The 24671-nt window shown below is 42.8% G+C and carries 21 protein-coding genes; 14 read left to right on the forward strand and 7 right to left on the reverse strand.

Annotated elements, in window-relative coordinates; all coding sequences use genetic code 11:
• Positions 1-44: 44 nt before the first annotated feature.
• The 4 genes from porK to EQY75_RS10875 all read right to left on the reverse strand — a co-directional run bounded on the left by porK (position 45) and on the right by EQY75_RS10875 (position 6511).
• Positions 45-1400: a T9SS ring complex lipoprotein PorK/GldK gene (gene porK, locus EQY75_RS10860; RefSeq protein ID WP_129605780.1), complete on the reverse strand. Its 1356-nt coding sequence runs from the start codon at positions 1398-1400 to the stop codon at positions 45-47.
• A 115-nt stretch (positions 1401-1515) separates the two neighbouring features.
• Complete coding sequence (locus EQY75_RS10865) at positions 1516-2673, reverse strand: formimidoylglutamase (RefSeq protein WP_129605782.1); 1158 nt, start codon at positions 2671-2673, stop codon at positions 1516-1518.
• A gap of 20 nt (positions 2674-2693) precedes the next feature.
• The gene (gene topA, locus EQY75_RS10870; protein WP_129605784.1) at positions 2694-5162 is read right to left on the reverse strand and encodes a type I DNA topoisomerase; all 2469 of its coding nucleotides are present in this window, start codon (positions 5160-5162) and stop codon (positions 2694-2696) included.
• 116 nt (positions 5163-5278) lie between these two features.
• Positions 5279-6511, reverse strand: coding sequence for an LVIVD repeat-containing protein (locus EQY75_RS10875; RefSeq protein ID WP_129605785.1), 1233 nt, complete (start codon positions 6509-6511; stop codon positions 5279-5281).
• Positions 6512-6668: 157 nt separating this feature from the next.
• Between EQY75_RS10875 and miaB the strand changes: the two genes are divergently transcribed.
• The 7 genes from miaB (at position 6669) to groL (ending at position 13298) form a co-directional block, all read left to right on the forward strand.
• The gene (miaB, locus tag EQY75_RS10880) at positions 6669-8117 is read left to right on the forward strand and encodes a tRNA (N6-isopentenyl adenosine(37)-C2)-methylthiotransferase MiaB (protein ID WP_129605787.1); all 1449 of its coding nucleotides are present in this window, start codon (positions 6669-6671) and stop codon (positions 8115-8117) included.
• Entirely contained in the window at positions 8117-9379 is a 1263-nt protein-coding gene (locus tag EQY75_RS10885) for a sigma-54 interaction domain-containing protein (RefSeq protein WP_129605789.1), read from the forward strand. Before miaB ends, EQY75_RS10885 begins: the two co-directional genes overlap by 1 nt.
• Positions 9379-9894, forward strand: coding sequence for an LPS assembly lipoprotein LptE (gene lptE, locus EQY75_RS10890; protein ID WP_129605790.1), 516 nt, complete (start codon positions 9379-9381; stop codon positions 9892-9894). The genes EQY75_RS10885 and lptE overlap by 1 nt, the downstream gene beginning before the upstream one ends.
• A 1-nt stretch (position 9895) precedes the next feature.
• Positions 9896-10825 carry a hypothetical protein gene (locus EQY75_RS10895; protein ID WP_129605792.1) on the forward strand — a complete coding sequence of 310 codons (930 nt, stop codon included), beginning with the start codon at positions 9896-9898 and terminating at the stop codon, positions 10823-10825.
• A 1-nt stretch (position 10826) separates the two neighbouring features.
• On the forward strand, positions 10827-11183 hold the full coding sequence (gene secG, locus EQY75_RS10900; RefSeq protein WP_129605793.1) for a preprotein translocase subunit SecG: 357 nt from the start codon (positions 10827-10829) through the stop codon (positions 11181-11183).
• Positions 11184-11321: 138 nt separating this feature from the next.
• A complete protein-coding gene (locus EQY75_RS10905) occupies positions 11322-11600 on the forward strand; it encodes a co-chaperone GroES (RefSeq protein WP_129605795.1) in 279 nt (92 codons plus the stop codon).
• 66 nt (positions 11601-11666) lie between these two features.
• Positions 11667-13298: a chaperonin GroEL gene (gene groL, locus EQY75_RS10910; RefSeq protein ID WP_129605797.1), complete on the forward strand. Its 1632-nt coding sequence runs from the start codon at positions 11667-11669 to the stop codon at positions 13296-13298.
• Between the two features lie 72 nt (positions 13299-13370).
• Here groL and EQY75_RS10915 read toward each other — a convergent pair whose 3' ends face one another.
• Both EQY75_RS10915 and EQY75_RS10920 read right to left on the reverse strand, forming a co-directional pair.
• The gene (locus EQY75_RS10915; RefSeq protein ID WP_129605799.1) at positions 13371-13724 is read right to left on the reverse strand and encodes a heavy-metal-associated domain-containing protein; all 354 of its coding nucleotides are present in this window, start codon (positions 13722-13724) and stop codon (positions 13371-13373) included.
• A 24-nt stretch (positions 13725-13748) separates the two neighbouring features.
• Positions 13749-15995 carry a TonB-dependent receptor gene (locus tag EQY75_RS10920; RefSeq protein WP_129605801.1) on the reverse strand — a complete coding sequence of 749 codons (2247 nt, stop codon included), beginning with the start codon at positions 15993-15995 and terminating at the stop codon, positions 13749-13751.
• Between the two features lie 131 nt (positions 15996-16126).
• Here EQY75_RS10920 and EQY75_RS10925 point away from each other — a divergent pair, with 131 nt between their 5' ends.
• The 7 genes from EQY75_RS10925 to rodA all read left to right on the forward strand — a co-directional run bounded on the left by EQY75_RS10925 (position 16127) and on the right by rodA (position 23824).
• Entirely contained in the window at positions 16127-16579 is a 453-nt protein-coding gene (locus EQY75_RS10925) for a GAF domain-containing protein (RefSeq protein WP_129605803.1), read from the forward strand.
• A gap of 92 nt (positions 16580-16671) precedes the next feature.
• Positions 16672-18204, forward strand: coding sequence for a bifunctional phosphoribosylaminoimidazolecarboxamide formyltransferase/IMP cyclohydrolase (purH, locus tag EQY75_RS10930; protein WP_129605805.1), 1533 nt, complete (start codon positions 16672-16674; stop codon positions 18202-18204).
• A gap of 59 nt (positions 18205-18263) precedes the next feature.
• A complete protein-coding gene (locus EQY75_RS10935; protein WP_129605807.1) occupies positions 18264-19292 on the forward strand; it encodes a rod shape-determining protein in 1029 nt (342 codons plus the stop codon).
• Between the two features lie 76 nt (positions 19293-19368).
• Positions 19369-20187, forward strand: a complete 819-nt coding sequence (gene mreC / locus EQY75_RS10940; protein ID WP_129605809.1) for a rod shape-determining protein MreC — start codon at positions 19369-19371, stop codon at positions 20185-20187.
• Entirely contained in the window at positions 20177-20686 is a 510-nt protein-coding gene (mreD, locus tag EQY75_RS10945; RefSeq protein WP_129605811.1) for a rod shape-determining protein MreD, read from the forward strand. Before mreC ends, mreD begins: the two co-directional genes overlap by 11 nt.
• Positions 20683-22551 (forward strand): penicillin-binding protein 2, encoded by a 1869-nt coding sequence (gene mrdA / locus EQY75_RS10950; protein WP_129605813.1) that lies wholly within the window; start codon positions 20683-20685, stop codon positions 22549-22551. The genes mreD and mrdA overlap by 4 nt, the downstream gene beginning before the upstream one ends.
• The gene (rodA, locus tag EQY75_RS10955) at positions 22541-23824 is read left to right on the forward strand and encodes a rod shape-determining protein RodA (protein ID WP_129605815.1); all 1284 of its coding nucleotides are present in this window, start codon (positions 22541-22543) and stop codon (positions 23822-23824) included. The genes mrdA and rodA overlap by 11 nt, the downstream gene beginning before the upstream one ends.
• On the opposite strand, the gene EQY75_RS10960 is transcribed toward rodA, so the two are convergent.
• Complete coding sequence (locus EQY75_RS10960) at positions 23821-24627, reverse strand: DNA/RNA non-specific endonuclease (protein ID WP_129605817.1); 807 nt, start codon at positions 24625-24627, stop codon at positions 23821-23823. The two genes, rodA and EQY75_RS10960, sit on opposite strands and share 4 nt — an antisense overlap.
• Positions 24628-24671: the final 44 nt, after the last annotated feature.

The raw sequence follows: 24671 nt of genomic DNA on the forward strand, positions 1-24671 counted from the left end.
ATAAATAAGTATTTGGTTTTTGTTTAATCTTTATTGGTAATTTATTATTGAGTTGAATCTTCTTCTCCCATATAATCCTGTACAGTTCTGAATCCGACATAGCTTCTCGCGGAATCCTTGTACTCGTAATCTCTTGTACTCACCTGTAGGAAGTAAGCCACATCTTTCCACGAACCTCCCCGGATCACTTTTCTGGCATTGTCTCCAGAATCGGCGTTAGGGTTCATGGTTGAGGCGTATTCGTAAGAACCAGGGAAATAACTACTATTGGTCCATTCAGATACGTTACCAGCCATGTTATAAAGGTTGAAATCGTTGGGTTCATAAGACTTTGCTTCCACAGTATATAAGGCTGCATCGGCTGCGTAATCTCCACGCTGAGGCTTGAAGTTTGCCATAAAACAACCTGTATCACTGATCACATAAGGACCACCCCAGGGATAAGTACCTCCTTCGATACCTCCACGGGCTGCGTATTCCCATTCTGCTTCAGTTGGTAAACGAAACTGGTTTACAAATTGTCTCCCACGTGCCTTCTGATCGTCATTCTTGAATTTAGTTCTCCAGTGACAAAAAGCTTTAGCCTGAGTCCAGGAAACACCTACTACAGGATAATCACTGTAAGCATCATGCCAAAAATAATCATTGTGCATAGGCTCGTTATACGAGTATTCAAAATCACGAATCCAGACCGTAGTATCAGGATAAACCTCCAGTTCTTCAGTCCTTAAAAATTCTTTACGACGAGAATCCCTCGATCGGGCTGCCGCCTCGATATCCATCCAGGTATACTTGTATTTCAATTGAGTAACGTCTATAATACGTTGTCCGTTATAAGATTCTTCCTGTGGAATGTAAAGAGAATCCATGATCTCGGTATAGTATTCATCCGGGTAATCAGAAGTATCCCATACCAGATCCTCTTCAGTATTTAAGGCGTAACCTTCGTAGCCCGTTTCTCCCATTCCGGAATAATTGTCGAGCATGTACTTTTGATAAGTCGTCATTCTGGTGGTATCAGCACTCTTAAAAGCGTACTCTCCGATACCTCCATCTTCAGGACCCATTCCGAGTTCATCTGCCAGGATAGCCAATTTGGTCCTGACGATAGAATCGCGGACCCATTGAACAAACTGACGATACTCACTGTTTGTTATTTCGGTATCATCCATATAGAATGATCTTACCGTAACTGTTTTGGTTGGGGCGTTGAGAACCTGCGCCATATCTTCCTCGCTTTTTCCCATGATGAAAGCACCCCTTGGTATGAGTTCCATTCCATATGGTTTTTCGGGGTACCACTTCTTTCCTTGTACGCCCACTAGTTCTCCTTTTGTCTTAGACCCACAACTTGAGAGTAAAAAAACAAACGCTATAGATAACAACAATAGCTTCTTCATACTTAGGTTAAATTTCGATTTAGACTTTTTGCAGTAATGTCAATTATTATTCTCTAAAACTACTTTTTGAATAAATTATTGTACGTTACTGGCCTTCCTTTTAAAAAATTCACGTTTAGTTTAAACCTTTCTTGTAGGCCTTAAACCACCGCTCCGGAATAATCTGGTCGCAAGCGTCCAAATAGTCCTGCTCAGTGCAAGGTAATAACGCAGGTGAATTTGATTTAGTATGTGCGGAAGCAAATGAAGGAACTTCTACCCACCACCTTTGGGTGAGGAGACTTTTGAAGAATACCAGTTCCTCGTTCTCAGTTGGAACTATGAACTTGGTAAAATCTTTACTGGAAGCTGTAGGGCGTTCTTTGATCCGGAAATTGTATCCTTCCATAAAATACCATACAATCTGGGCGATGAGTTGGAAAGAGAGATGTGAATTTTCTCCTTCGTAAATCCCTAAAACACAGACGTTTTCGCTGATTCCGGCATAACGGGCGATCGCACAGATCTCGCGACCGTCAAAACCGTTGGGAGAATAGTTTGAAGATCCCCCTAATTCACTGGCCTTGATGGCCCGGGTATCCAAACTCACCAGGTGAGCATTTCGCAACACCGGTTCGGCAAGCGTAATATCCGAGGAAATTTCACCCAGACGGTAAGCATCAAAAAATAACCTTTCCATAAGGTCAATCTCTTCCTGTGCATTGAAATAACTCTGATATCCAATATTGGAAAAATTGAAAAGGTTGTTGGGTTTGTCGGTAATGATCTTACTCATGTAAGAAGAAGAGGAGATCAGTTCCTCATCGGCACCAAAATCGAATCTGCTGTCTATGGATACCAGGTTGATCAAATCTTTTATTCCGTCAAATGCGCGGTAAGTGGGATAGGTAATATCCTGGGTAGCCCCTATTATTACAGGAATAACGTTTTCTTCCAGCAAACCGGCCGTAATTTCCTTAACCACAAAATAGGTGTCCTCTACGGTCTCTCCCTGTTCAACATTTCCGAGGTCAACGATATTGACATTCCAGTTACCCATCATCAATTTGTACAACTGAATCCGGATCTCTGCTATCGCTAATTTTTCAGGTTTTTTTTCAAAGGCGTTGCGCGATTCATTTACCCCCATGATCGCAAAAGAGGCGTTAGCGAGTACGGGGAGTCCGTCTCTCTGGGTGTGCTTAAAGATATTCTTCCCTAAGGACTGTGGTGGCAACAGCTCGCAATGCGCAAGGGCCTTATCTTCAACAGGAACTAAGAAATCGAATGCCATAAGTTTATAGCAAAGCGGGTTTATTTACTTTTTTTCTTTGGCTTTTTCTTATCAAGAAGACTTTTTGCATCTTCCAGACTCATTTTAGTGACATCCACCTCCTTGGCCAATTCTGCTTTGGTCTTGCCTTTGATTACGTTGTGCCGACCCCAACGGGCTTTCTCTATTCTGATTCCTTCCTCAGGCCATTCCTGCACTACTTTTTCTGCTTCCTTTTTCTTTTTGGCCTCAATAAGTTCAGTTATGTCGGCTTCAGAAAGCTGATCAAAGTCGTATTTTTTATTGACGTTGATGAACATGCCATCCCATTTGATAAAGGGACCAAACCTCCCTTTTCCTTTAGTTACGTCTTTCCCTTCGTAGGTAGTAATAGGCGCATCGGCTTTTTGCTTGGCTTTGATAAGCTCAATGGCCCTGTCCAGGTCCACATCCATAGCACTTTCTCCGCTTTCGAGAGAGACAAACTTTTTACCATGGCGCACATATGGGCCGTAACGACCCACATTTGCCTCAACCTCTTCGCCCTCAAAAACACCTAACTTCCTCGGAAGTTTAAAGAGTTCCATCGCTTCTTCATAAGTTATGGTAGTGATCGACTGGTCCGGCAACAGACTGGCAAATAAAGGCTTTTCTTCATCGTCAACGGTACCTATTTGTACCATCGGACCAAATCTCCCCAAACGTACCGAAACCTGTCTTTTTGTTTTGGGATCGGTTCCCAGAACGCGTTCTCCACTGGCGCGATCGGCGTTTTCTTCCACATCGATCACATTGGGATGGAAGTCCTTGTAAAAGTCTTTCATCACTTTTTGCCAGTCTTCTTCCCCTGAGGCGATCTCATCAAAATCCTTTTCAACTTTTGCCGTAAAATTGTAATCCAGGATATTAGCAAAGTTTTCTACCAGAAAATCATTGACAATCAATCCTATATCTGTCGGCACCATCTTCCCTTTGTCAGAACCTACGTTTTCCGTAAGGCCTTTTTCCGTGATTTGATTGTTTTCGAGGACTAACTGACTGTATTTCCTTTCGGTTCCTTCAACAGTTCCTTTTTCGATGTAGCCCCTATTTTGGATAGTGGAAATCGTTGGGGCATAAGTGGACGGTCTTCCGATACCGAGCTCCTCCAATTTCTTGACCAATGAAGCCTCTGTAAAGCGGTAAGGCGGTCTTGTAAATCGTTCGGTTGCCGTGATATAATTATTCTCCAACGGCTCACCCAATTTTAATAAGGGAAGCATTCCCTCCTGCTCTTCAGCAAGATCTTCTTCATCCTTTCCTTCGAGGTAGACCTTTAAAAAACCATCAAATTTGATGACCTCCCCATTGGCGGTAAATTCCTGATCGTGTTTGTCAGCGCTTATCTTTACATTGGTTCGCTCCAGTTGTGCGTCGGCCATTTGCGAAGCCAGGGTCCGCATCCATATCAATTCATATAATTTAGCCTGATCCCGTTCAACTTTAGGACTCTGTAAAGTCATGTCTGTGGGTCTGATGGCCTCGTGAGCTTCTTGTGCTCCCTTACTCTTCCCCTTGTAGTTGCGTACCTTGCTGTACTTCTCACCGTAGTTTGTTACAATCGCCTTTTTTGCGTCATTAATCGCTTCTTTGGACAAGTTTACACTGTCTGTCCTCATATAGGTGATTAGTCCGGCTTCATATAATCGCTGGGCCACCTGCATCGTCCTTCCCACGGAGAAATAAAGCTTTCGCGATGCCTCCTGCTGCAAAGTAGATGTCGTAAAAGGTGCAGAAGGGGATTTCTTTGCAGGTTTTTTATCGAGCGAGGCAACTTCAAAATTTGCCTGAAGATTCTTTTTCAAAAAGGCTTCCGCCTCTTCTTTGGTGTCAAAAGTCCTGGAGAGCTTAGCACTTACTATGTCCCCTTTCTGAGTTTTAAATTCTGCATTGATCCTGAACGACCCTACGGGAACAAAAGCCTCGATATCGCGTTCGCGCTCAACGATCAGCCTAACGGCCACTGATTGTACTCTTCCGGCAGACAAGCCCGGTTTTATTTTTTTCCATAAAACAGGGGAAAGTTCGTATCCCACCAGTCGATCCAATACCCTCCTGGCCTGCTGAGCATTGACAAGATCGTAGTTGATTGCCCGTGGATTTTCTATGGCATTCTGGATTGCCGACTTGGTAATGGAATTAAAGACGATACGTTTTGTCTTACTTTTATCAAGATCCAGGGTTTCGGCCAAATGCCAGGATATAGCCTCCCCTTCCCGGTCTTCATCACTGGCAAGCCAGATGGTATCTGCCTTCTTTGCCAGATCTTTTAATTTTTTTACAAGGGATTTTTTGTCCTTATCAACTATGTATTTCGGTTTAAAATCGTTGGCTACATCAACTCCTAATTCTTTCGATGGAAGGTCTGCAATATGTCCAAAACTCGATTCTACCTTAAAATCCTTTCCCAAAAATTTCTCGATAGTCTTTGCTTTGGCAGGAGATTCTACAATTACTAAATTCTTAGCCATTCATTGATTTTTGAAGTCACAAAAGTATAGCAAAAATTTGATTTGCTTCTTTTCCTTCTTTTGTAAATCAAAATCTCCCCCGTTTACAGATCGCAGGATGGCCGTTAAGTGTTTACTTAATCAAGTGACATGGAACTGATTAATTCCAAACTAGTTTCCGTGTAGGCGTATTGGTAGAGAATCCCATCGCCAATCATTATTAATTGATCTGCCATGGGAATCACATCAAATGTGGTCATCCCTTCAAAATGTTCCAGTGCAATTAACTCGGGCACGTTGGTTTTATCGTACACCTTAAGACCAAAACTGCCATCGCACACAAAGAGTTTATCATCCTTTACTCCTAAACCATAAGGTTCATCCATCGGATAGGACTTCAGTAGAGCAGGATTGGAAAGGTCTGCAATATCAATGATGAAGAGGCCGCTTTCTGTAGCGCCACATCCATTCCCGCCTCTTAAGGTGACATAGGCAAATTCCCCGTCAACAACTACAGGGTCGCAGGCCGTACCATGCTGAAATTCAGAGACAAAGCCGGGCTGCGCAGGAGAGGAAATGTCGTAGATGTACATCCCGCTTCTGCTTCCCAGAAACAAATGATTATCCTGATTAAAGATGGTTTCTATATCGAATCCGGCGTACACATCCTCCAGATCAAGAGGGTTTCCCAGGTCTGTAATATCGAAGATATTGATAGAATGATTATCCACAGCGTATAAAAATTCGCCTACTATTTTAAACCGGGCTAGGGAGCCGCCCTGGCCCACGCTGTTTGCCGCAGCATCCATCATCAATTCATTTTCAAAGCGGGTTTGTACCTCTTCAATAAGTCGGCGCTCTGTCCTAAGCTCCCAACCGATAAGGACGCTGCCTTCTGTATATCCCTCGCCGTATTCAAAAATCTCAGCTTCCACAGGCCATATTACATTATCCCTAAGCACGTTTTCGAGACGATTTACGATTTGAATATTATTGATATCTGATATATCCAGGACGATAAGATCGGTAAGGCTGTCAGCGTATAAATAATCATTTTTCACTGAAATGTCTATGTTCCCGGCAATCTTTATAAACGCCACTTTCTCAGGGTTATTTGGGTCGCTGTTATCGATAACATGAATTCCTTTGTACTTGTCATTGACAAAAATATAATCCCTATAAGCATAGATTTTACCAGATTCGTCTATGGGCCGGGGCACGGTAATATCAACCCCATTTTTAAATTCTTCCGCGGTCATGGTCAGGGGATAAGCCACGAGATAGTCTGCGTATTTTCCCGGATCCTCATTCTCACAGGAAAGTAAACTGGCAACAGCAACAAAGGCAAGCAGGACGTTCAGGGTTTTCATAAGACAGCTTATTAAAGGATTAGGTTACCATATAGATACGGTGTGATCTGCCTAGTTGCGTCTTTTTTATGAAAATATTCACCTGTCAAATTGTCACAAAAAAGGATATTGTGTTATCTTTGCCCTCCTTAAAGACGCCTGTCATTATAGAGTTTATATGGAGAAAGTAATCGATGAGAGCATTCAGGGATCTGCCCTGAAAACTGAGTCAGTAGATCGTAATGCGAGAAAGCTTTACATAGAAAGTTATGGTTGCCAGATGAATTTTTCTGACAGTGAGATCGTAGCTTCTATCCTGGCCGGTGAGGGTTTTAACACCACATCGGATCTTGAAGAAGCAGATTTGGTGCTTGTCAATACTTGTTCCATCCGTGAAAAGGCCGAAACCACAGTAAGAAAAAGGCTGGAAAAATTCAATGCCGTCAAAAAATCCAAACCCCATATGAAAGTAGGGGTATTGGGCTGTATGGCAGAACGTTTAAAAAGTCAGTTACTCGAAGAGGAAAAGATAGTTGACATGGTTGTGGGCCCGGATGCCTACAAAGACCTGCCCAACTTGGTTAGGGAAATAGATGAAGGCCGAAATGCCGTAAATGTGATCCTCTCCAAAGAAGAGACATATGGAGATATAGCTCCGGTACGATTGAATTCAAACGGAGTAACCGCCTTTGTTTCCATAACCAGAGGGTGCGATAATATGTGTACGTTTTGCGTTGTGCCTTTTACAAGGGGCAGGGAGCGCAGCAGGGATCCTCAGTCTGTAATTCAGGAAGTAAATGAACTATGGGAGCAGGGGTACAAGGAAGTTACTTTACTCGGGCAAAATGTTGACAGTTATTTATGGTATGGGGGCGGACTCAAAAAAGATTTTGAGAAAGCGTCGGACATTCAAAAGGCCACATCCGTAAATTTCTCCGGACTGCTCGCAATGGTCGCTGAAGCACAACCGCGCATGAGGATTCGTTTCTCCACCTCCAATCCTCAGGACATGACGCTGGATGTGGTGACAACCATGGCGAAATACAAAAATATTTGCAACTATATCCACCTGCCTGTACAGAGTGGAAGTGACCGAATCCTGAAGGCCATGAATCGCCTGCATACCCGGGAGGAATACATGAAATTGATTACTGATATTCGGAGAATAATCCCGAATTGCGGGATAAGTCAGGATATGATTGCCGGTTTTCCCGGAGAGACAGAGGAAGATCATCAGGATACCTTATCCCTGATGGAATTCGTAAAATATGACTTTGGATTTATGTTCGCTTATTCTGAACGTCCGGGCACCTTGGCATCGAGGAAACTGGAGGATGATATTCCGGAGGCCGTTAAAAAGCGAAGATTACAGGAGATCATTGCGCTGCAGCAAAAACACAGCCTGTATCGAACCCAGCAGCATCTGGGCAAGGTTGAAGAAGTACTTATTGAAGGGCCGTCCAGAAAGTCTGAGGCCCATTGGATGGGTAGAACTTCAGGCAACACCGTAGTGGTTTTTCCAAAGGAACAATTTGAGGTGGGTCAATTTGTGATGGTCTCTATCAAAGACTGTACCTCTGCAACCCTCCTGGGTGAGGCGGTTGGACTGGCAGAAAATAGCAACTAATGGAAAGTGTACAAGCTATAAAACAACGATTTGGGATCATAGGAAATGATCCGAAGCTAAACAGGGCTTTGGAAAAAGCCATTCAGGTAGCCCCCACAGATATCTCAGTGTTGGTTACCGGGGAAAGTGGTGTGGGGAAGGAAGCCGTACCGAAAATCATCCATTCCCTGTCTCATCGCAAGCACGCAAAATATATCGCTGTTAACTGCGGAGCCATTCCTGAAGGCACTATAGACAGTGAGCTGTTCGGGCATGAAAAAGGATCCTTTACAGGAGCCACCCAAACCCGAAGCGGATATTTTGAAGTAGCCGATGGGGGTACCATCTTTCTGGACGAAGTTGGAGAACTCCCACTAACTACCCAGGTTAGATTATTGAGAATTCTTGAAAACGGTGAATTCCTGAAAGTAGGATCATCCCAGGTTCAAAAGACAAATGTCAGGATCGTGGCGGCCACCAATATGAATATGATCGAAGCCATAAAAAAAGGTAAATTCAGGGAAGATCTCTATTACCGGTTGAGTACGGTCGAAATCCAAATTCCGCCCCTCAGAGACCGAAAGGACGATATCCATTTACTGTTTAGAAAATTTGCGTCTGATTTTAGTCAGAAATACAAGATGCCCACAATCAGGCTGGAGGACAGTGCCATTCAACTTCTTGAGAAATATCGCTGGCCCGGTAATATCAGACAGCTCCGGAATATTGCTGAACAGATTTCAGTTTTGGAAGAAAGCAGGGCTATAACTCCGGATACACTTAATAGTTATCTTCCACATGCCAACAATTCGAACTTACCCGCAGTGATTGAGCGTGAGACCAAAAAAGGTGATTTCAGCAACGAACGCGAAATCCTTTACAAGGTACTTTTTGATATGAAAGCAGATCTCAATGATCTTAAAAAACTGACGCTCAAGATGCTCAATTCAGGAGATACAGATAAGGTTCAGGAAGAAAACGAAACCCTTATCAGAAAAATTTACGGCACTGATACGGAAATGGAAGAAGAAAAGACCAATGCTGTAGAACTCCTCCCTCCACATGAATCACGGGTGGAAAATCCTGTAGAGGTAAACAGGGAAGACAAGTACCACTTTGCTGAGGAAATAGAAGAAGAAGAAACCTTATCTTTACAGGAAAAGGAGATCGAATTGATCAAAAAGTCGCTGGAACGCAACAGGGGAAAACGCAAGGCAGCAGCTTCAGAACTGGGAATCTCCGAACGCACCCTCTATCGCAAAATAAAACAGTACGACCTTTAGTGAAAAAAAGAAGACATATCCCTTTTTTCCTCCTACTGCTCTCCTTAGCAGGATGTGGAGTCTATAATTTTACGGGAGGGGACGTAGGAACTGCAGAGACTTTTACCGTAAATTATTTTCAAAATTACGCCTCCCAAAGTCCGGGTTCCACCTTTGATCCCGGCCTCGACAGAGAATACACCCTTTCTCTTCAAGACCTTATCCTGAACCAGACCAGTCTGGATCTGGTCTCTGCCAACGGAGATCTCTTGTACGAAGGGGAGATTGTTGAATACCGGGTTTCGCCCATGTCGGCCACTGCACAACAGCGAGCAGCACAAAACCGACTGAGCATCTCCATCAATGTTCGGTTTTTTAACAGGACCAAAGAAGGAGCTGAGTTTGAGAAAAGGTTTTCGTTTTTCTTTGATTACCCCGCCACTTCGCAATTGGCTTCTGTGAGAGATGAGGCCCACCAGGTGATTTTTGAGCGGATCAATCAGGACATTTTTAACGAATCGCTCGCAGATTGGTAATATGAAGGTTACAGATTTTACATATTTGCTTCAACATCCAGACAAGGTCGTGGATCCTGTACAGACCAGGCAATTGGAGGAAGTAGTAAAAGAATATCCGTATTTCCAGGCAGCCAGGGCACTACAACTTAAAGGCCTGAAAAACCTCAACAGTTTTAGGTACAACAATGCGTTGAAATTAACGGCAGCATACACCACAGACCGGGACGTACTTTTCGATTTGATCACCTCCCCTGAATTTCTTCAGAATTCCATAGCGGATGCCATCAGCGGGAAAACGACGAAAATTGAAGTAAAAGAAGTAGAGGCCGAAGAAGTAATTGCGGAAAGTGAAAGTCCGGCCGCCTTATTACAGGAAACCACAGATGCGCCTCTTCCCAGAAATACCAGGGATGCTGAAGACATCCTGGATCCTTCACTTTTTGCTTCAAAGGATCCGGAAATCGATAAAGAAATTGCACGGGAAAAGGCAAGGGCAGCCGAAGAGTTGGAACTGGGGCAGCCTCTTCCCTTTACCAAAAAAGAAAAGCATTCCTTCCTGGAGTGGTTACAAATCAGTACGACTAAACCCTTAAAGCCGACTGAAAAATCAAAACAGAAGAAAGCCGGAATTCCCGAGAATATGGAATTTCCAATCGCAGAAGAGTCGGAAAAAAAGAAAAAATTTGAACGCATCGACCGCTTTCTAGAAGAGAATCCTAAAATTATTCCTCAGGAACAGCAAGCCTCAAAAGTGAACATCAAAGACTCTACAAAAATCAATTCTGAAGAGTTGATGACCGAGACTCTTGCAAGGGTTTACCTGGAGCAAAAAAAGTACAAAAAAGCACTGCAGGCATACAAAATATTAAGTTTGAAATATCCGGAAAAAAGTAGTTTCTTTGCAAGCCGAATTAAAGCGGTAAAGCAATTACAAAAGGAAAAATCTTAAGATGAGTACATTTACAATATTTCTGATCCTTATCATCGCAGTTTGTTTTCTACTGGTGCTCGTGGTCATGGTTCAGAATCCCAAAGGAGGAGGCTTGTCCTCTTCATTCGGAGGCGGTGGCACACAGGTTGTCGGTGGGGTAAAGAAAACCGGTGATTTTCTGGACAAAAGTACATGGACACTGGCCGGATTATTAATAGTCTTAATCCTGTTATCCAACGTAGCACTTAAAGGAAGTTTTGGCGAAGCCGATTCAAAACTACTTCAGGGAGATGAAATTGAAAATGCTGTTCCCGAAACGGTTCCGGAAGAAGTTGTTCCAACAGACACTACAAGTCCATTAGACACGATACAATAAGGATTTGCTTATACAATAAATTTAAAATGCCAGCCCAAATGACAAGCTGGCATTTTCATTTTACAAACTGTCAGTTTTTATCGCTTGGCATAATTTCTGCCATGTTAATTCCGAATTTTTAAATAAAATATAACACATATGGCTAAACTTAACATCAAACCACTAGCTGACAGGGTTCTTATTGAACCAATGGCGGCAGAGACAAAGACTGCCTCAGGATTGTACATCCCTGACACTGCAAAAGAAAAACCACAAAAAGGAAAAGTAGTAGCCGTTGGGCCCGGTACCAAAGACGAAAAAGTCACGGTAAAAGTTGGCGATACAGTACTTTATGGAAAATATGCCGGCACTGAATTAAAGTTGGATGGCACTGACTATTTGATGATGCGAGAGAGCGACATCCTGGCTATTGTATAATCCTTTATTCCGGGTAGCGAGAATAGATAAGTCCTACCGAATTAAAACAAAAAACAATTTAGAATTATGGCAAAAGATATAAAGTTTGATATAGAAGCAAGAGACGGCTTAAAGCGAGGTGTTGATGCCCTTGCTAATGCGGTAAAAGTAACCCTGGGTCCTAAGGGACGGAACGTTATCGTAAGTAAGTCCTTCGGAGCACCTGCGGTCACCAAAGATGGGGTTACCGTGGCGAAAGAAATTGAATTGGCAGACGCACTTGAGAACATGGGCGCCCAAATGGTAAAAGAAGTCGCTTCCAAGACCAATGACCTGGCAGGTGACGGAACTACCACGGCTACAGTTTTAGCGCAGTCTATTGTAAAAGAAGGCTTAAAAAACGTTGCTGCGGGAGCTAACCCTATGGATCTTAAGAGGGGTATCGACAAAGCAGTAGAGGCTATTGTTGCCCATCTTACCAAGCAGGCTAAAAAAGTAGGAGATTCTTCAGAGAAAATTAAGCAGGTAGCAGCCATTTCGGCTAACAATGACGAAACCATCGGCGATCTAATTGCACAGGCCTTTAACAAGGTTGGTAAAGAAGGCGTCATTACTGTAGAAGAAGCAAAAGGAACAGATACCTATGTAGATGTTGTTGAGGGCATGCAGTTCGACAGGGGGTACCTTTCACCCTACTTTGTAACCGATTCAGAAAAAATGATCGCAGATCTGGATACTCCTTATATTCTGCTTTTCGACAAGAAGATCTCAACAATGAAGGACCTTCTTCCGGTGCTCGAACCTGTGGCACAATCCGGAAAACCTTTATTGATTATTGCTGAAGACGTAGACGGGGAAGCCCTGGCAACCTTAGTGGTAAACAAATTAAGAGGTTCATTGAAAATCGCTGCAGTAAAAGCTCCAGGGTTTGGAGATCGAAGGAAAGCGATGCTTGAAGATATTGCGATCCTGACCAACGGAACAGTAATTTCAGAAGAACGTGGTTTCTCCCTCGAAAACACAACCATTGACATGCTGGGAAGTTGCGAAAAAGTGACTATCGACAAGGACAATACTACGATCGTCAACGGATCGGGCAATGCCAAGGATATCAAGACCCGTGTGAATCAGATCAAGTCACAAATTGAAACCACCACTTCAGACTACGATAAGGAAAAATTACAGGAACGTCTGGCTAAGTTGGCCGGTGGTGTAGCTGTACTTTATGTAGGAGCTGCCTCAGAAGTTGAGATGAAGGAAAAGAAAGACCGTGTGGATGATGCCCTACATGCTACTAGAGCAGCAGTGGAAGAAGGCATTGTCGCCGGAGGGGGTGTCGCATTTATCAGGTCAAAAGCTGCTTTATCTAAGGTAAGCGTTGAAAATCCTGATGAAGAAACCGGATTGCAGATTGTGGCAAGGGCTATTGAATCACCACTGAGAACTATTGTTGAAAATGCAGGAGGAGAAGGTTCAGTAGTGGTAGCCAAAGTGTATGACGGAAAAGGTGACTTTGGATACGATGCCAAAACGGAGACCTATGTCGATATGATGAAGGCAGGTATCATTGACCCTAAGAAAGTAACGCGTATCGCTCTCGAAAACGCGGCATCAGTAGCGGGGATGATTCTCACTACCGAATGTGCTTTAACAGACATCAAAGAAGACAATCCACCTGCGCCACCAATGGGCGGAGGCGGAATGCCGGGGATGATGTAAGACGATAATACTTTAAAAGAAAAACCGCCCATTGAGGGCGGTTTTTTTGTTTCATCTCCCGATAAAATATACTTAATGCATGTCTTTTACAACGGTTGAATCGCGATAACGGCAACACGGATGTACTTTGAGATAAGCTTCTTCGGTTGCCTTGAGCTCTTTTGTATCATGTCCCACTGCTACAATCGCAGTTTTGATGATCATAGGATTAGTTTTACGCTCGTCGATGATAAGAGAAAGTTTGTGGGAAGGTATATCCCAAACCGCATATTTCACACCTTTAACACCTATGGCGGCCTTTTCGATTCGCAGTTTACACATCTCACATATCCCATCAACTTCAAATGCTATCCTTTTATTTTTTTCCTGTGCAAATGCAATGGTGGTGAACAAAGAGAATGTCAACCCTATCAGATACTTTTTCATGATGTGTGATTTTAATTGTTCAGGTTATAAAAGGGTAAACCTGAATCCCGCATAATACATCCTTCCCATTATAGGGGCGAATACGATACTAGTATCAAAATACGCGCCAAAAGGATCCCCGGCACTTACTATGGGGGCTTCCTGTGTAAAATTAGTAATATTTTCCAAGCCAACATACACTTCCCACTGCTTGGAAAATACCTTGGTAATCTGTGTATTCATTAAACTGTACGAATCAGAAAATGCAGCCAATTGGAATTCCTGAGGACTTGTTTCAGTTGAAGGCAATCTCTGGCTTCCTATCGTATGCAAGGTATAATCGAAACGCCATTGTGATCCATCCGCCTTTGGGGTACTTACATATCCAAGATTGGCAAAGAACCGGTGACGAGGCTGTAAGGGTTTTTGCAATAATCCTGTTTGATACTGAGTCTTAACTTCATAAAATTTATAGGCTGTACGTGCTTCGAGATTTCGTAAAAGCTCATAATTTAATTCGAGCTGAAAGCTATTGGCAAAACTATCTCCATCGAGATTGGAAAAAGTGATCTCCAGCGGATTTTCCCAATCAACGACTACCTGCTCCCTGAAAGACGTCCGGTAGAAATCGGCTGAAATATTGCCATTTCTATTACCTATTGTAAATCCCTGAAGCAGGCTTACCCCATAATTCCATGCATCTTCGGGATTTAGTCCATAGACCTTGCCATCGGTGTTCAGCAGTTGAATCTGACGGGCTGTTGCAAAGAGTTGCTGATTCTCTGCAAAAATATTTGCAGCCCTTTTGCCTCGTCCTGCAGACATCCTGAAGCTTGAATTTTCCCAAGGGGAATACCTCAGGTGGAACCTTGGGGTGACAAATGTACCCAGGAGATTGTGGAGATCTACACGTACCCCCGCAGTGAGGCTCAGGGTTTCCAGATTGTCAAAATTATATTCAAAAAAAGATCCTACAGACCTGTCTATTCTGTTGAAAAGCTGCTGGTTTACATTTTCAATATAACCGTCGTAGGAGGCATTCAATCCTGTTTTAAACTTGTGTTGGGTGTTGCCGATGATAGAATTAAAGATCAAATTCATATATGCACTTTCATGGTCTATATCGTATCGATTTAAACCGAAATAGGAATCTTGTTGATGATCGCTGAAGGCGACCTGAAATCCCATACTTTGAAAGGGCAATGATGGAAAGACGTAGCCAATTTTTATACTCGTATCGAAACGCCTGGTATCTATTTCACTTCCCCAGGCATTGGAAGTAAATCGATCTGTGTCAGGATCAAAAATGGTTTGCCCAACCTGTTTGTCATCCCGCAGATAACGAAAGTTAATAAAGCTAACCCATCCTTTTTCCGTATCCTGATACTGCCATCTATTCAGAATATTAATCTGATCTCCCAGGGGGACGTCCAGAAATCCGTCGTTATTATCGTCTACCTTGGTATCTCTTTTATTCCCATGCAAATAGAGCCCTGTACTCCAGGAATCGGTAACCTTCATGTTAAGGTGGGTGTTAAATTCTAACCTTCCATTTCTGTTGGCATACCCATTTACAAAAAGAGCTGGGTCTGTAAAGGGTTTTACCAGTTCAGAATTGATCTGACCCGATATACTTTCGTACCCGTTTATGACACTTCCGGCACCTTTGGTAATTTGAATGCTTTCTATCCAGGTGCCCGGAGTATAGGTGAGTCCGTATACCTGGGAAGCCCCTCTTACCATTGGTATATTTTCTTGTGTGATCAATAAATAGGGACTTGTTAACCCAAGCATCTGAATTTGTTTGGTACCCGTTAGTGCATCTGAAAAATTGACATCGATGGCCGGATTGGTCTCAAAACTTTCAGACAGATTGCAACAAGCCGCTTTTAATAACTCATCGCTATTTATGTTGACAATGTTCTGAGAACTGAGGAATGTTTTTTGGAGTGCATCCCTTTTTTTAATGACTTCAACTTCATCTAATTCGTTGGATGGTGTTAGAAAATGGATTAAATTTTTTGGCTTAGTTATTTTTAAAGTATCTGTACGGAATCCTATATAACTGATGATCAAAGAGGAATACTCTTTATCAAATGGAATAGAAAATGAGCCATCCTCCTGTGACATTGTTCCGATCTGGGAGTTCATCCAGTAGACATTTGCCCCCTGTAGCGGGATTGATTCCTGCGTATCATCTCTGGCAAACACAGTGCCCGTTACGTTTTCCTGTCCCTGTAAAAGCTGGGAAAACAGGACAATAAGACATGTAATATTCCTGAAATATTTCATAGCCAAAATGCAGCTTAAACTGCGTAAAATTACAATTAAAAAAAGGTGTTACAGAATATTCTTCTCCTAATGGCCAGTTGACTTTGAAAATCCTTTTTAGACCAATTTCCTTTTATATATTTACAATAAAAATGTTCGAAAAACTTCAATCCAAAATACCGACCCTTCTTCAGGCTGAGAATCTGAGCACTGATGAGAAACTGAAAGAGCTTTGTCTATTCCTGAAAAATGAAATTCCCTACTACGATTGGGTTGGGTTTTATTTCCGCAATGGCGAAAAGGAAGAGTTGAAATTAGGTCCTTATGCAGGCGCCCCTACGGATCACGAGATCATTCCCTTCGGAAAAGGAATTTGCGGGCAAGTAGCCCTTAGCAACAGTAACTTTGTAGTTCCGGATGTGTCTGCTCAGGACAATTACATTGCATGTAGCATCTCTGTAAGATCTGAGATTGTAGTTCCCTTATTTGTCAACGGAAAAAATATAGGTCAGATCGACATCGATTCAGAAACACCCGATCCCTTTTCAGAAGCTGACGAACGCTTTTTGGAATTTGTCAATCGCGAAGTAGCCAAAATTCTTTAAAACTTTTACTCTTTTGTTAATAAGACCCGGTGGGGAATAGATCCTAAAAAACTACCTTTGATTTTCTCACTTTACCATTAAAATAGCACCACATGGGCACAGCAAAAAAAGCTAAAACCGCGCTTATATCCGTCTTTCATAAAGACGGCCTTGAACCTATTGTAAAAAAGTTTCAGGAATTAGGGATCACAATCTATTCTACCGGAGGTACAGAATCGTTTATACGCTCATTGGGGGTTGACGTAATCCCCGTTGAAGAAGTTACCAGCTATCCCTCCATCCTCGGAGGGAGGGTAAAAACCCTGCACCCAAAAGTCTTTGGAGGCATATTGAATCGGCAAGACAACGAGGGCGATGTAGCACAATTACAGGAATTTGATATCCCTCAGCTCGATATTGTTATTGTAGACCTCTATCCCTTCGAAAAAACAGTAGCCTCAGGGGCAACTGAACAAGAGATTATTGAAAAAATAGACATAGGCGGAATCTCATTGATCAGGGCAGCGGCCAAAAATTTTAAAGATGTGCTTTGTGTTTCTTCAAGGGAAGACTACAGCAATTTTCTCGACCTGATATCAAACGGAGACGGGATAACCACCCTGGAACAGAGAAAGGCCTTTGCAGCAAAAGCCTTTAATATTTCTTCACATTACGACACCGCCATTTTTAACTACTTCAATCCGAATCATGAGATCGCCTCATTAAAGATCAGTGAGATGAAAGGAAGAGTACTGCGCTATGGGGAAAACCCGCATCAGAAAGGTTTTTTCTTTGGGGATTTTGAGCTGATGTTCACCAAATTACACGGGAAGGAACTATCGTATAACAACCTTCTCGATGTTGATGCAGCGGTAAATCTGATGGCTGAATTTCAAGATGCCGATCCCACTTTTGCTATCCTGAAACACAATAATGCCTGCGGCCTGGCCACAAGAGATAATTTACATCAGGCCTATACCGATGCTCTGGCAGGAGATCCGGTATCAGCCTTTGGTGGAATACTGATTAGCAACAAAGAAATAGACGCAGACACAGCCGCGGAGATTCACAAACTCTTTTGTGAAGTAGTCATTGCACCTTCCTATGACAAAGAGGCTCTCGAAGTTTTAAAGGGCAAGAAAAACAGAATTATTTTAATTCAAAAAGAGGTTCCATTGCCTAAAACGCTTGTAAGAACCTGCCTGAATGGTGTGCTGGTACAGGAAAAGGACTTCCTCACGGATACCAGAGAAAATTTATCTTACGTTACAAAGAAAAAACCCTCGGAACGTGAATTACAGGATCTGATTTTTGCTTCTAAGCTCTGTAAACACACAAAATCAAATACCATTGTCCTGGTAAAGAACAAGCAGTTATGTGCCAGTGGTACCGGACAAACCTCAAGAGTGGATGCCCTCAATCAGGCCATTCACAAGGCTACTTCTTTTAAGTTCGACCTCGATGGGGCCGTTATGGCAAGTGATGCCTTCTTTCCGTTTCCGGATTGTGTTGAGATTGCAGGCAAGAGTGGTATTAGCAGTGTGATTCAACCGGGAGGTTCAATAAAAGACCAGCTGAGCATCGATTATTGCGACGAAAATGAAATTGCTATGGTAATGACTGGCACACGTCATTTTAAACATTAATTTTACTACTTTTGTCGATGAAATGCACCCGTTTATCTAAACCAAACTAAACAATAATAATGGGATTTTTTGACTTTTTAACTGAGGAGATCGCGATCGACCTTGGTACCGCCAATACCCTTATCATCCATGCAGATAAAGTTGTTGTAGATAGCCCTTCCATTGTAGCCAGAGACAGGATTACCGGTAAGATCATCGCCGTGGGAAGGGAAGCCAATCAAATGCAGGGCAAGACCCATGAAAACATAAAGACCATACGACCTCTGAAAGACGGGGTAATTGCCGACTTTGATGCATCTGAAAAGATGATCAATATGTTTATCAAAAACATCCCTGCTCTAAAGAAAAAATGGTTTCCACCGGCACTTAGAATGGTTATTTGTATCCCGTCAGGTATCACCGAAGTGGAAATGCGGGCAGTAAAAGAATCGGCTGAACGGGTAAATGGAAAAGAAGTATACCTCATCCATGAACCTATGGCAGCAGCTATTGGTATCGGTTTGGATATTATGCAACCCAAAGGAAATATGATTGTGGATATCGGGGGTGGAACCACTGAAATTGCAGTAATTGCCCTGGGAGGAATCGTATGTGACAAATCGGTAAAGATTGCGGGAGATGTATTTACAAACGATATTATCTACTATATGCGCACCCAGCACAACCTTTATGTTGGGGAGACTACGGCTGAAAATATTAAAATTAAAATAGGCTCTGCAACGGAAGACCTGCAATCGCCCCCGGATGAAATGTCTGTACAGGGTCGCGATTTGCTCACAGGGAAGCCCAAACAAGTATCTATTTCGTACAGGGAAATTGCAAAAGCCCTTGACAAATCCATCCTGCGAGTAGAAGACGCCGTAATGGAAACCTTGTCTCAAACTCCCCCGGAATTGGCAGCCGATATATACAATACCGGAATCTATCTCGCCGGTGGAGGATCAATGCTCAGGGGGCTGGACCGCAGGCTGTCCCAAAAAACAGATCTGCCGGTTTATATCGCCGAAGATCCGCTTAGAGCTGTAGTAAGGGGCACAGGTATTGCTCTAAAAAATTTAGAACGCTACAAGAGTATTCTCATCAAATAGATCCCGGACAGATACCGTTAGCGATTATTCAAACAGGTACGTAGCAGGAGATGAGATGACCCAATAGGAAAAGTGAATGCAGCAGATTATCAACTTCATCCTTCGCAACAAGACTACCTTGCTGTATCTCTTTTTGCTCACCTTGGGCATGGCGATGAGTGTACAATCCCATTCCTATCACCGGGCTCGTTTTTTTAACTCTGCAAATTGGCTAAGTGGCGGTTTATACAATATTCAATCAGACATATCCTCATATTTCAACCTGCGGGAGGAGAATCAAATTTTAGTTGAAGAAAATACGCGCCTTCGAAATCTTTTGTTCAACCTGGAAATTGATAGCCTTGCGGATGTCGCTTCAGATAATTTCCCCTTCGAAGTTGTTCCTGCACAAATCATTAAAAACAGCTATGCCTTTCGCAATAATTATATCACAATCAACAAGGGTGATGAGAATGGTGTAAAGCAGGATATGGGGGTTATAACTTCCAAAGGGATCCTGGGAATCGTGGAACATACAACTGATAAGTACGCAGCTGTTCAAAGCGTGCTGAACACTAAATCGAATATCAATGCCAAGATAAAGAACACCAATAATTTTGGTTCTTTAAAATGGAATACGGAACGTTTTGATGTAGTTCAACTGGAGGATATTCCCCGGATTGTTCCCCTCAACATCGGTGATACTATCGTTACAGGAGCCATGTCCAGTATTTTTCCCGAAAACATCCCCATCGGGACGATTAAGAAATTCGACCTGTTGGCCTCCGAAAACTTTTTCACCATTGATGTCGCCCTGTTCAACGATATGACAAATATCAAAAACATCTATATCATCAGTAATAAGAACAGCGCTGAGATCCGAAGTCTTGAAGAAAAAATAAACAATGACCAATAATCTGTACCTGAAGAACGGTTTGCGCTTTGTGCTTCTGATACTCGCACAGGTTTTGGTATTTAACCGACTCAACTTCTTGGGATTTATCAACCCCATGATCTACCTGCTGTTTCTCTATTGGTATCCAATAAAGCAGCGTCAGAGTGTTTTTATTATTATTGGCTTCATTCTGGGATTTATCATTGATATTTTTTCTGACACCCTTGCATTTCATGCCGTAGCCTGTACCACTATGGCATTCTTCCGTCCGGCAATCATGCGTTTTGTTTTTGGAGTGAATTTTGAGTTTCAAAGTTTTAAACTCAGTAATACGACTAAAGCACAACAAATCACATTTTTAGCGTTCTTAATAATAGGACATCACACGATATTCTTTTTGCTTGAAATTTTTAGTTTTTCGCATTTGCTATTACTTTTGAAAAAGACAGTTTCTACCAGTGCGGGAACCCTTGTACTGAGTATTTTGATTATTTCACTTTTTAGTGCTGAAAAAGAATGAAAAAGATTTTGCTTTCTTCCATTATAGTAATCATCGGGATTACATTTATTGGCAGGCTATCCTATTTGCAAATCTTTCGTTCAACCCCTAATCAAATCCTGGAAGACTCTGCTGTAAAGGCAATCTACGATTACCCCGAACGCGGCTATATTTACGATCGAAATGGCGAATTACTGGTGGCAAATCAGCCTGCTTATGACGTGATGGTCATCCCGCGTGAGGTAAAATCCCTGGATACGCTTGAATTTTGCTCCTTACTCGGAATTGACAAACCCCGATTTAAGGAACAATTGAGGAAAGCTAGGGTGTATTCCCCGCGCCTTCCCTCGGTATTGGTACCACAACTTTCCAAAGAAGACTATGCCCGGTTACAGGAAAAAATGAGAAAATATGAAGGCTTCTACATTCAGAAGAGGTCACTTCGGTATTACGCAACAAACAGCGGAGCTAATGTGCTCGGTTATATTTCAGAGGTAAATGAGAGTGATATCAGAAGAAATCCCTATTACAAACAAGGTGAACTTACGGGCAGAACCGGAATAGAAAAACAGTACGAAGATGTACTTCGGGGGGTTAAAGGAGTAAAACTGATCCAAAAGGACCGGTTCAATAGGGTGATCGGTCCCTATAAAGAAGGAACACTGGACACGCTCCCGGAACAGGGAAAGGAAATCCGGGTTACCCTCGATAAGGAATTGCAGGAATACGGTGAACGACTGATGCAAGGTAAAAGGGGCGGAATCGTAGCCATTGAACCTGGCTCCGGAGAAATCCTGGCCCTTATTTCCGGACCTACATACGATCCGGCATTACTCGTGGGAAGAGAGCGGTCTAAGAACTACAGCAAGCTGCATTACGATACTATTTCTAAACCCACCTGGGATAGATCCCTTTTAGCTCAGCCTTCCCCTGGCTCCCCTTTTAAAACCCTAAATGCGCTAATTGCTCTACAGGAAGATGTCATTAAACCAGAAACAACCATCCGTTGCTATAATGGTTTTTACGTCGGAAATAAAAAAAGAGGCTGCCATTGCGGTGGTGGTCTGCGCAATATGAATTCGGGGATCTATAAATCCTGCAACGCTTACTTTGCAGGCACCTTTCGAAAAATTTACGATAAGTATCCAACTACCGATGAAGGCATGGATACCTGGGAGAAACACGTAAAAAGTTTTGGATTAGGCGACTATCTGGGATACGATCTCCCCACAGGAAGGAAAGGCCGGGTTCCGGATAAGTCTTATTACGACAGGGTCTATGGAGACAACCGCTGGGCGTCTTCCTTTATCATTTCCAATTCAATTGGGCAAGGAGAGGTAGCCGCTACCCCAATTCAACTTGCAAATATGACCGCGGCTATTGCCAACAGGGGTTATTATTACACCCCTCACATTATTAAAAAAATTGCAGGTGAAGAGATTAACGATCCAAAGTATACAACGCCCAACTACACTACTATTGACAAAAAACACTTTGATCCTGTAGTGCAGGGAATGGCCGATGTATACACAAAAGGTACAGCCAAATGGCTACAGATTCCGGGAATCGAAATTGCGGGTAAAACAGGTACAGTAGAAAATTTCACTAAAATTGACGGTGTCCGTACTCAACTCACAGACCACTCCCTCTTTGTTGCCTTTGCCCCCGTTGATAATCCGGAGATTGCCTTGGCGGTATATATAGAACACGGATATTACGGTGCGCGATATGCTGGCCATATTGCCTCGTTGCTAATCGAAAAATACCTGAAAGGGGAAATTACACGTACAGATCTTGAAAAGCGTATGTTGGAAAAATCCCTCGAAGCCGAGTACGCTAAACCTTATAGTGGGGAGGAGTTCAAGATAAACGAATATGTCTGGTAAAAGCGTCCTCAAAAGAGTTGACTGGTTGACCATTTTTATCTTCCTGATGCTCGTATCCATCGGCTGGGTCAACATCTATTCCACAACTTTTTCTGATAACAGCACTTCCATTTTTGATTTTGGTCAGCTTTACGGGAAGCAATTGTTTTTTATCGGAGTAAGCCTGGTTAGTGCTATTATTTTCCTGTCTCTCGAGGCCCATTTCTACGAACGGTTTTCCAGCTTAATCTACATCATTACCGTAGTGATGCTACTCGGTTTATTTCTTTTTGGAAAGACCATTGCAGGGGCAACCTCATGGTATAATCTGGGCTTTTTTAACCTCCAGCCATCTGAGCTGGCTAAATTTGCGACTGCCCTTGCCCTGGCGAAATATCTGAGTGACATTCAAACGGATATCAAAAGAGTTAAAGACCAAATGTTCGCATTGCTGATCATCCTGGTTCCTGTCTTACTGATTATCCCGCAACCCGATCCGGGAAGCGCACTTGTCTTCCTCGCCCTTGTGTTTGTCCTCTTCAGAGAAGGGTTACCTCTTTACTACCTAGCTATAGCTTTGATAGCTGTCCTGATCTTTATCACCACCCTGATGTTCGGAACTATTTGGGTTAGTATAATCCTCGCCCTCCTGATTGCGATTTTCCTCCTGGTAAAAAAAGCGAGTTTTAAAGTCCCGATTCTGCCACTTGTGATGTTCTTTATTGTCGCCTTGGTCTTTTCACTCTCGGTGAATTTTGTTTTTGAAAACGTTTTTGAACAACGCCATCGAGATCGCTTTAGCCTGTGGTTACGACTGGAGAAGGATCCTGAACGACTTGAAGAAATCAGAAAGACGATTGGCTATAATACCTATCAGTCTGAGAAAGCTATTGAGTCCGGTGGCACACTGGGCAAAGGATTTCTGGAAGGCACGCGGACCAAGGGCGACTTTGTACCGGAACAACACACAGATTACATATTTAGCACGGTAGGAGAAGAATGGGGGTTTTTAGGAACTTCCACAGTGATCATTTTATTTACTCTTTTGTTGTTGCGCCTGGTGTATCTTGCCGAAAGACAAAAGAGTGATTTTAGCAGAATGTACGGCTATGGTGTAATTTCAATTTTGCTCATACATTACTTTATCAATATTGGAATGGTGACCGGTATACTCCCTACTATTGGTATACCTCTTCCCTTTTTCAGCTATGGAGGTTCTGCCCTAATCGGTTTTACCGCTCTCCTATTTATCTTTCTTAGATTAGATTCGAATCGAATGAATGAATGGCTTTAATAACGCCAATCTGAATTTCTTGAAGCGCTCTCCAGAGGCTTTTCAACCTTATCATCCAGGGATTCAAAAAAATTGAGGCCGCTCATCTTCTCGATAGAATCAACAGATACCCTGAACTGATCTAAAGGCGCTGAAGATACCTTATGTGGTATCAGAAACGCGATAACTTCAGGCCGGTCAGCATTTCCCCTGAGTATAATTTTGTAAAATGCTTCTGGCACGGAAACCGATTCAACTCCAATACCAGGCAGATCTTCTGTCAACACGCCCCCGGTAATTATCCAGAGAGAATCGTATCGCCTTGCCCACTCCCTAACTTGAATCTCCAGACTATTCCAAATACCGGCATTGAAGTCCCGTTCCATGGGTGTGATGTTGCTGGTATAAAAGGTTTCGTTATATGCCGATTCGGAAAATCTCCGATCTCCTGCCGGGCACAAGTGCCCGCGATCATAGCCTGAGTTCTTGTAATTGCGCCAATCTGCCGAACTGGTTCTTACTTTGGGATCATCAATAAAATAGGGTCGTTTCCGATCATCATTTGTAAGATGAGATCGAACTAAGGCATAGGCAACCCAATCAGCCTGTTCATGTTCCTCATTATAGGAAAGTGCATAATAGTTGTGTTTAACAATGTGCTCCCGGGAAGAAAGGGGAAGGACATAGGCGGGAATATCAATTTCTCCCCGCTCTTCAATATGTAGATCAGGAGCAAAAAAATACAGATCTATAAACCAAAAAATGATTACCGTTGTAACTAGTAAAAGGGAATAAATGATCTTGTTTTTTTGTGCCTTCCGCATAGCGAACTGGTTGCTTTTGTTACAGCACGAAAATACATTAATTC

This window comes from Muriicola soli (assembly GCF_004139715.1).
Taxonomy (GTDB): Bacteria; Bacteroidota; Bacteroidia; order Flavobacteriales; family Flavobacteriaceae; genus Muriicola; species Muriicola soli.

What these genes read in the sequence shown, in the direction of transcription:
- porK (WP_129605780.1), bottom strand. Translation starts at nt 1,400, where the DNA reads ATGAAGAAGCTATTGTTGTTATCTATAGCGTTTGTTTTTTTACTCTCA.
- EQY75_RS10865 (WP_129605782.1), bottom strand. Translation starts at nt 2,673, where the DNA reads ATGGCATTCGATTTCTTAGTTCCTGTTGAAGATAAGGCCCTTGCGCAT.
- topA (WP_129605784.1), bottom strand. Translation starts at nt 5,162, where the DNA reads ATGGCTAAGAATTTAGTAATTGTAGAATCTCCTGCCAAAGCAAAGACT.
- EQY75_RS10875 (WP_129605785.1), bottom strand. Translation starts at nt 6,511, where the DNA reads ATGAAAACCCTGAACGTCCTGCTTGCCTTTGTTGCTGTTGCCAGTTTA.
- miaB (WP_129605787.1), top strand. Translation starts at nt 6,669, where the DNA reads ATGGAGAAAGTAATCGATGAGAGCATTCAGGGATCTGCCCTGAAAACT.
- EQY75_RS10885 (WP_129605789.1), top strand. Translation starts at nt 8,117, where the DNA reads ATGGAAAGTGTACAAGCTATAAAACAACGATTTGGGATCATAGGAAAT.
- EQY75_RS10895 (WP_129605792.1), top strand. Translation starts at nt 9,896, where the DNA reads ATGAAGGTTACAGATTTTACATATTTGCTTCAACATCCAGACAAGGTC.
- secG (WP_129605793.1), top strand. Translation starts at nt 10,827, where the DNA reads ATGAGTACATTTACAATATTTCTGATCCTTATCATCGCAGTTTGTTTT.
- EQY75_RS10905 (WP_129605795.1), top strand. Translation starts at nt 11,322, where the DNA reads ATGGCTAAACTTAACATCAAACCACTAGCTGACAGGGTTCTTATTGAA.
- groL (WP_129605797.1), top strand. Translation starts at nt 11,667, where the DNA reads ATGGCAAAAGATATAAAGTTTGATATAGAAGCAAGAGACGGCTTAAAG.
- EQY75_RS10915 (WP_129605799.1), bottom strand. Translation starts at nt 13,724, where the DNA reads ATGAAAAAGTATCTGATAGGGTTGACATTCTCTTTGTTCACCACCATT.
- EQY75_RS10920 (WP_129605801.1), bottom strand. Translation starts at nt 15,995, where the DNA reads ATGAAATATTTCAGGAATATTACATGTCTTATTGTCCTGTTTTCCCAG.
- EQY75_RS10925 (WP_129605803.1), top strand. Translation starts at nt 16,127, where the DNA reads ATGTTCGAAAAACTTCAATCCAAAATACCGACCCTTCTTCAGGCTGAG.
- purH (WP_129605805.1), top strand. Translation starts at nt 16,672, where the DNA reads ATGGGCACAGCAAAAAAAGCTAAAACCGCGCTTATATCCGTCTTTCAT.
- EQY75_RS10935 (WP_129605807.1), top strand. Translation starts at nt 18,264, where the DNA reads ATGGGATTTTTTGACTTTTTAACTGAGGAGATCGCGATCGACCTTGGT.
- mreC (WP_129605809.1), top strand. Translation starts at nt 19,369, where the DNA reads ATGCAGCAGATTATCAACTTCATCCTTCGCAACAAGACTACCTTGCTG.
- mreD (WP_129605811.1), top strand. Translation starts at nt 20,177, where the DNA reads ATGACCAATAATCTGTACCTGAAGAACGGTTTGCGCTTTGTGCTTCTG.
- mrdA (WP_129605813.1), top strand. Translation starts at nt 20,683, where the DNA reads ATGAAAAAGATTTTGCTTTCTTCCATTATAGTAATCATCGGGATTACA.
- rodA (WP_129605815.1), top strand. Translation starts at nt 22,541, where the DNA reads ATGTCTGGTAAAAGCGTCCTCAAAAGAGTTGACTGGTTGACCATTTTT.
- EQY75_RS10960 (WP_129605817.1), bottom strand. Translation starts at nt 24,627, where the DNA reads ATGCGGAAGGCACAAAAAAACAAGATCATTTATTCCCTTTTACTAGTT.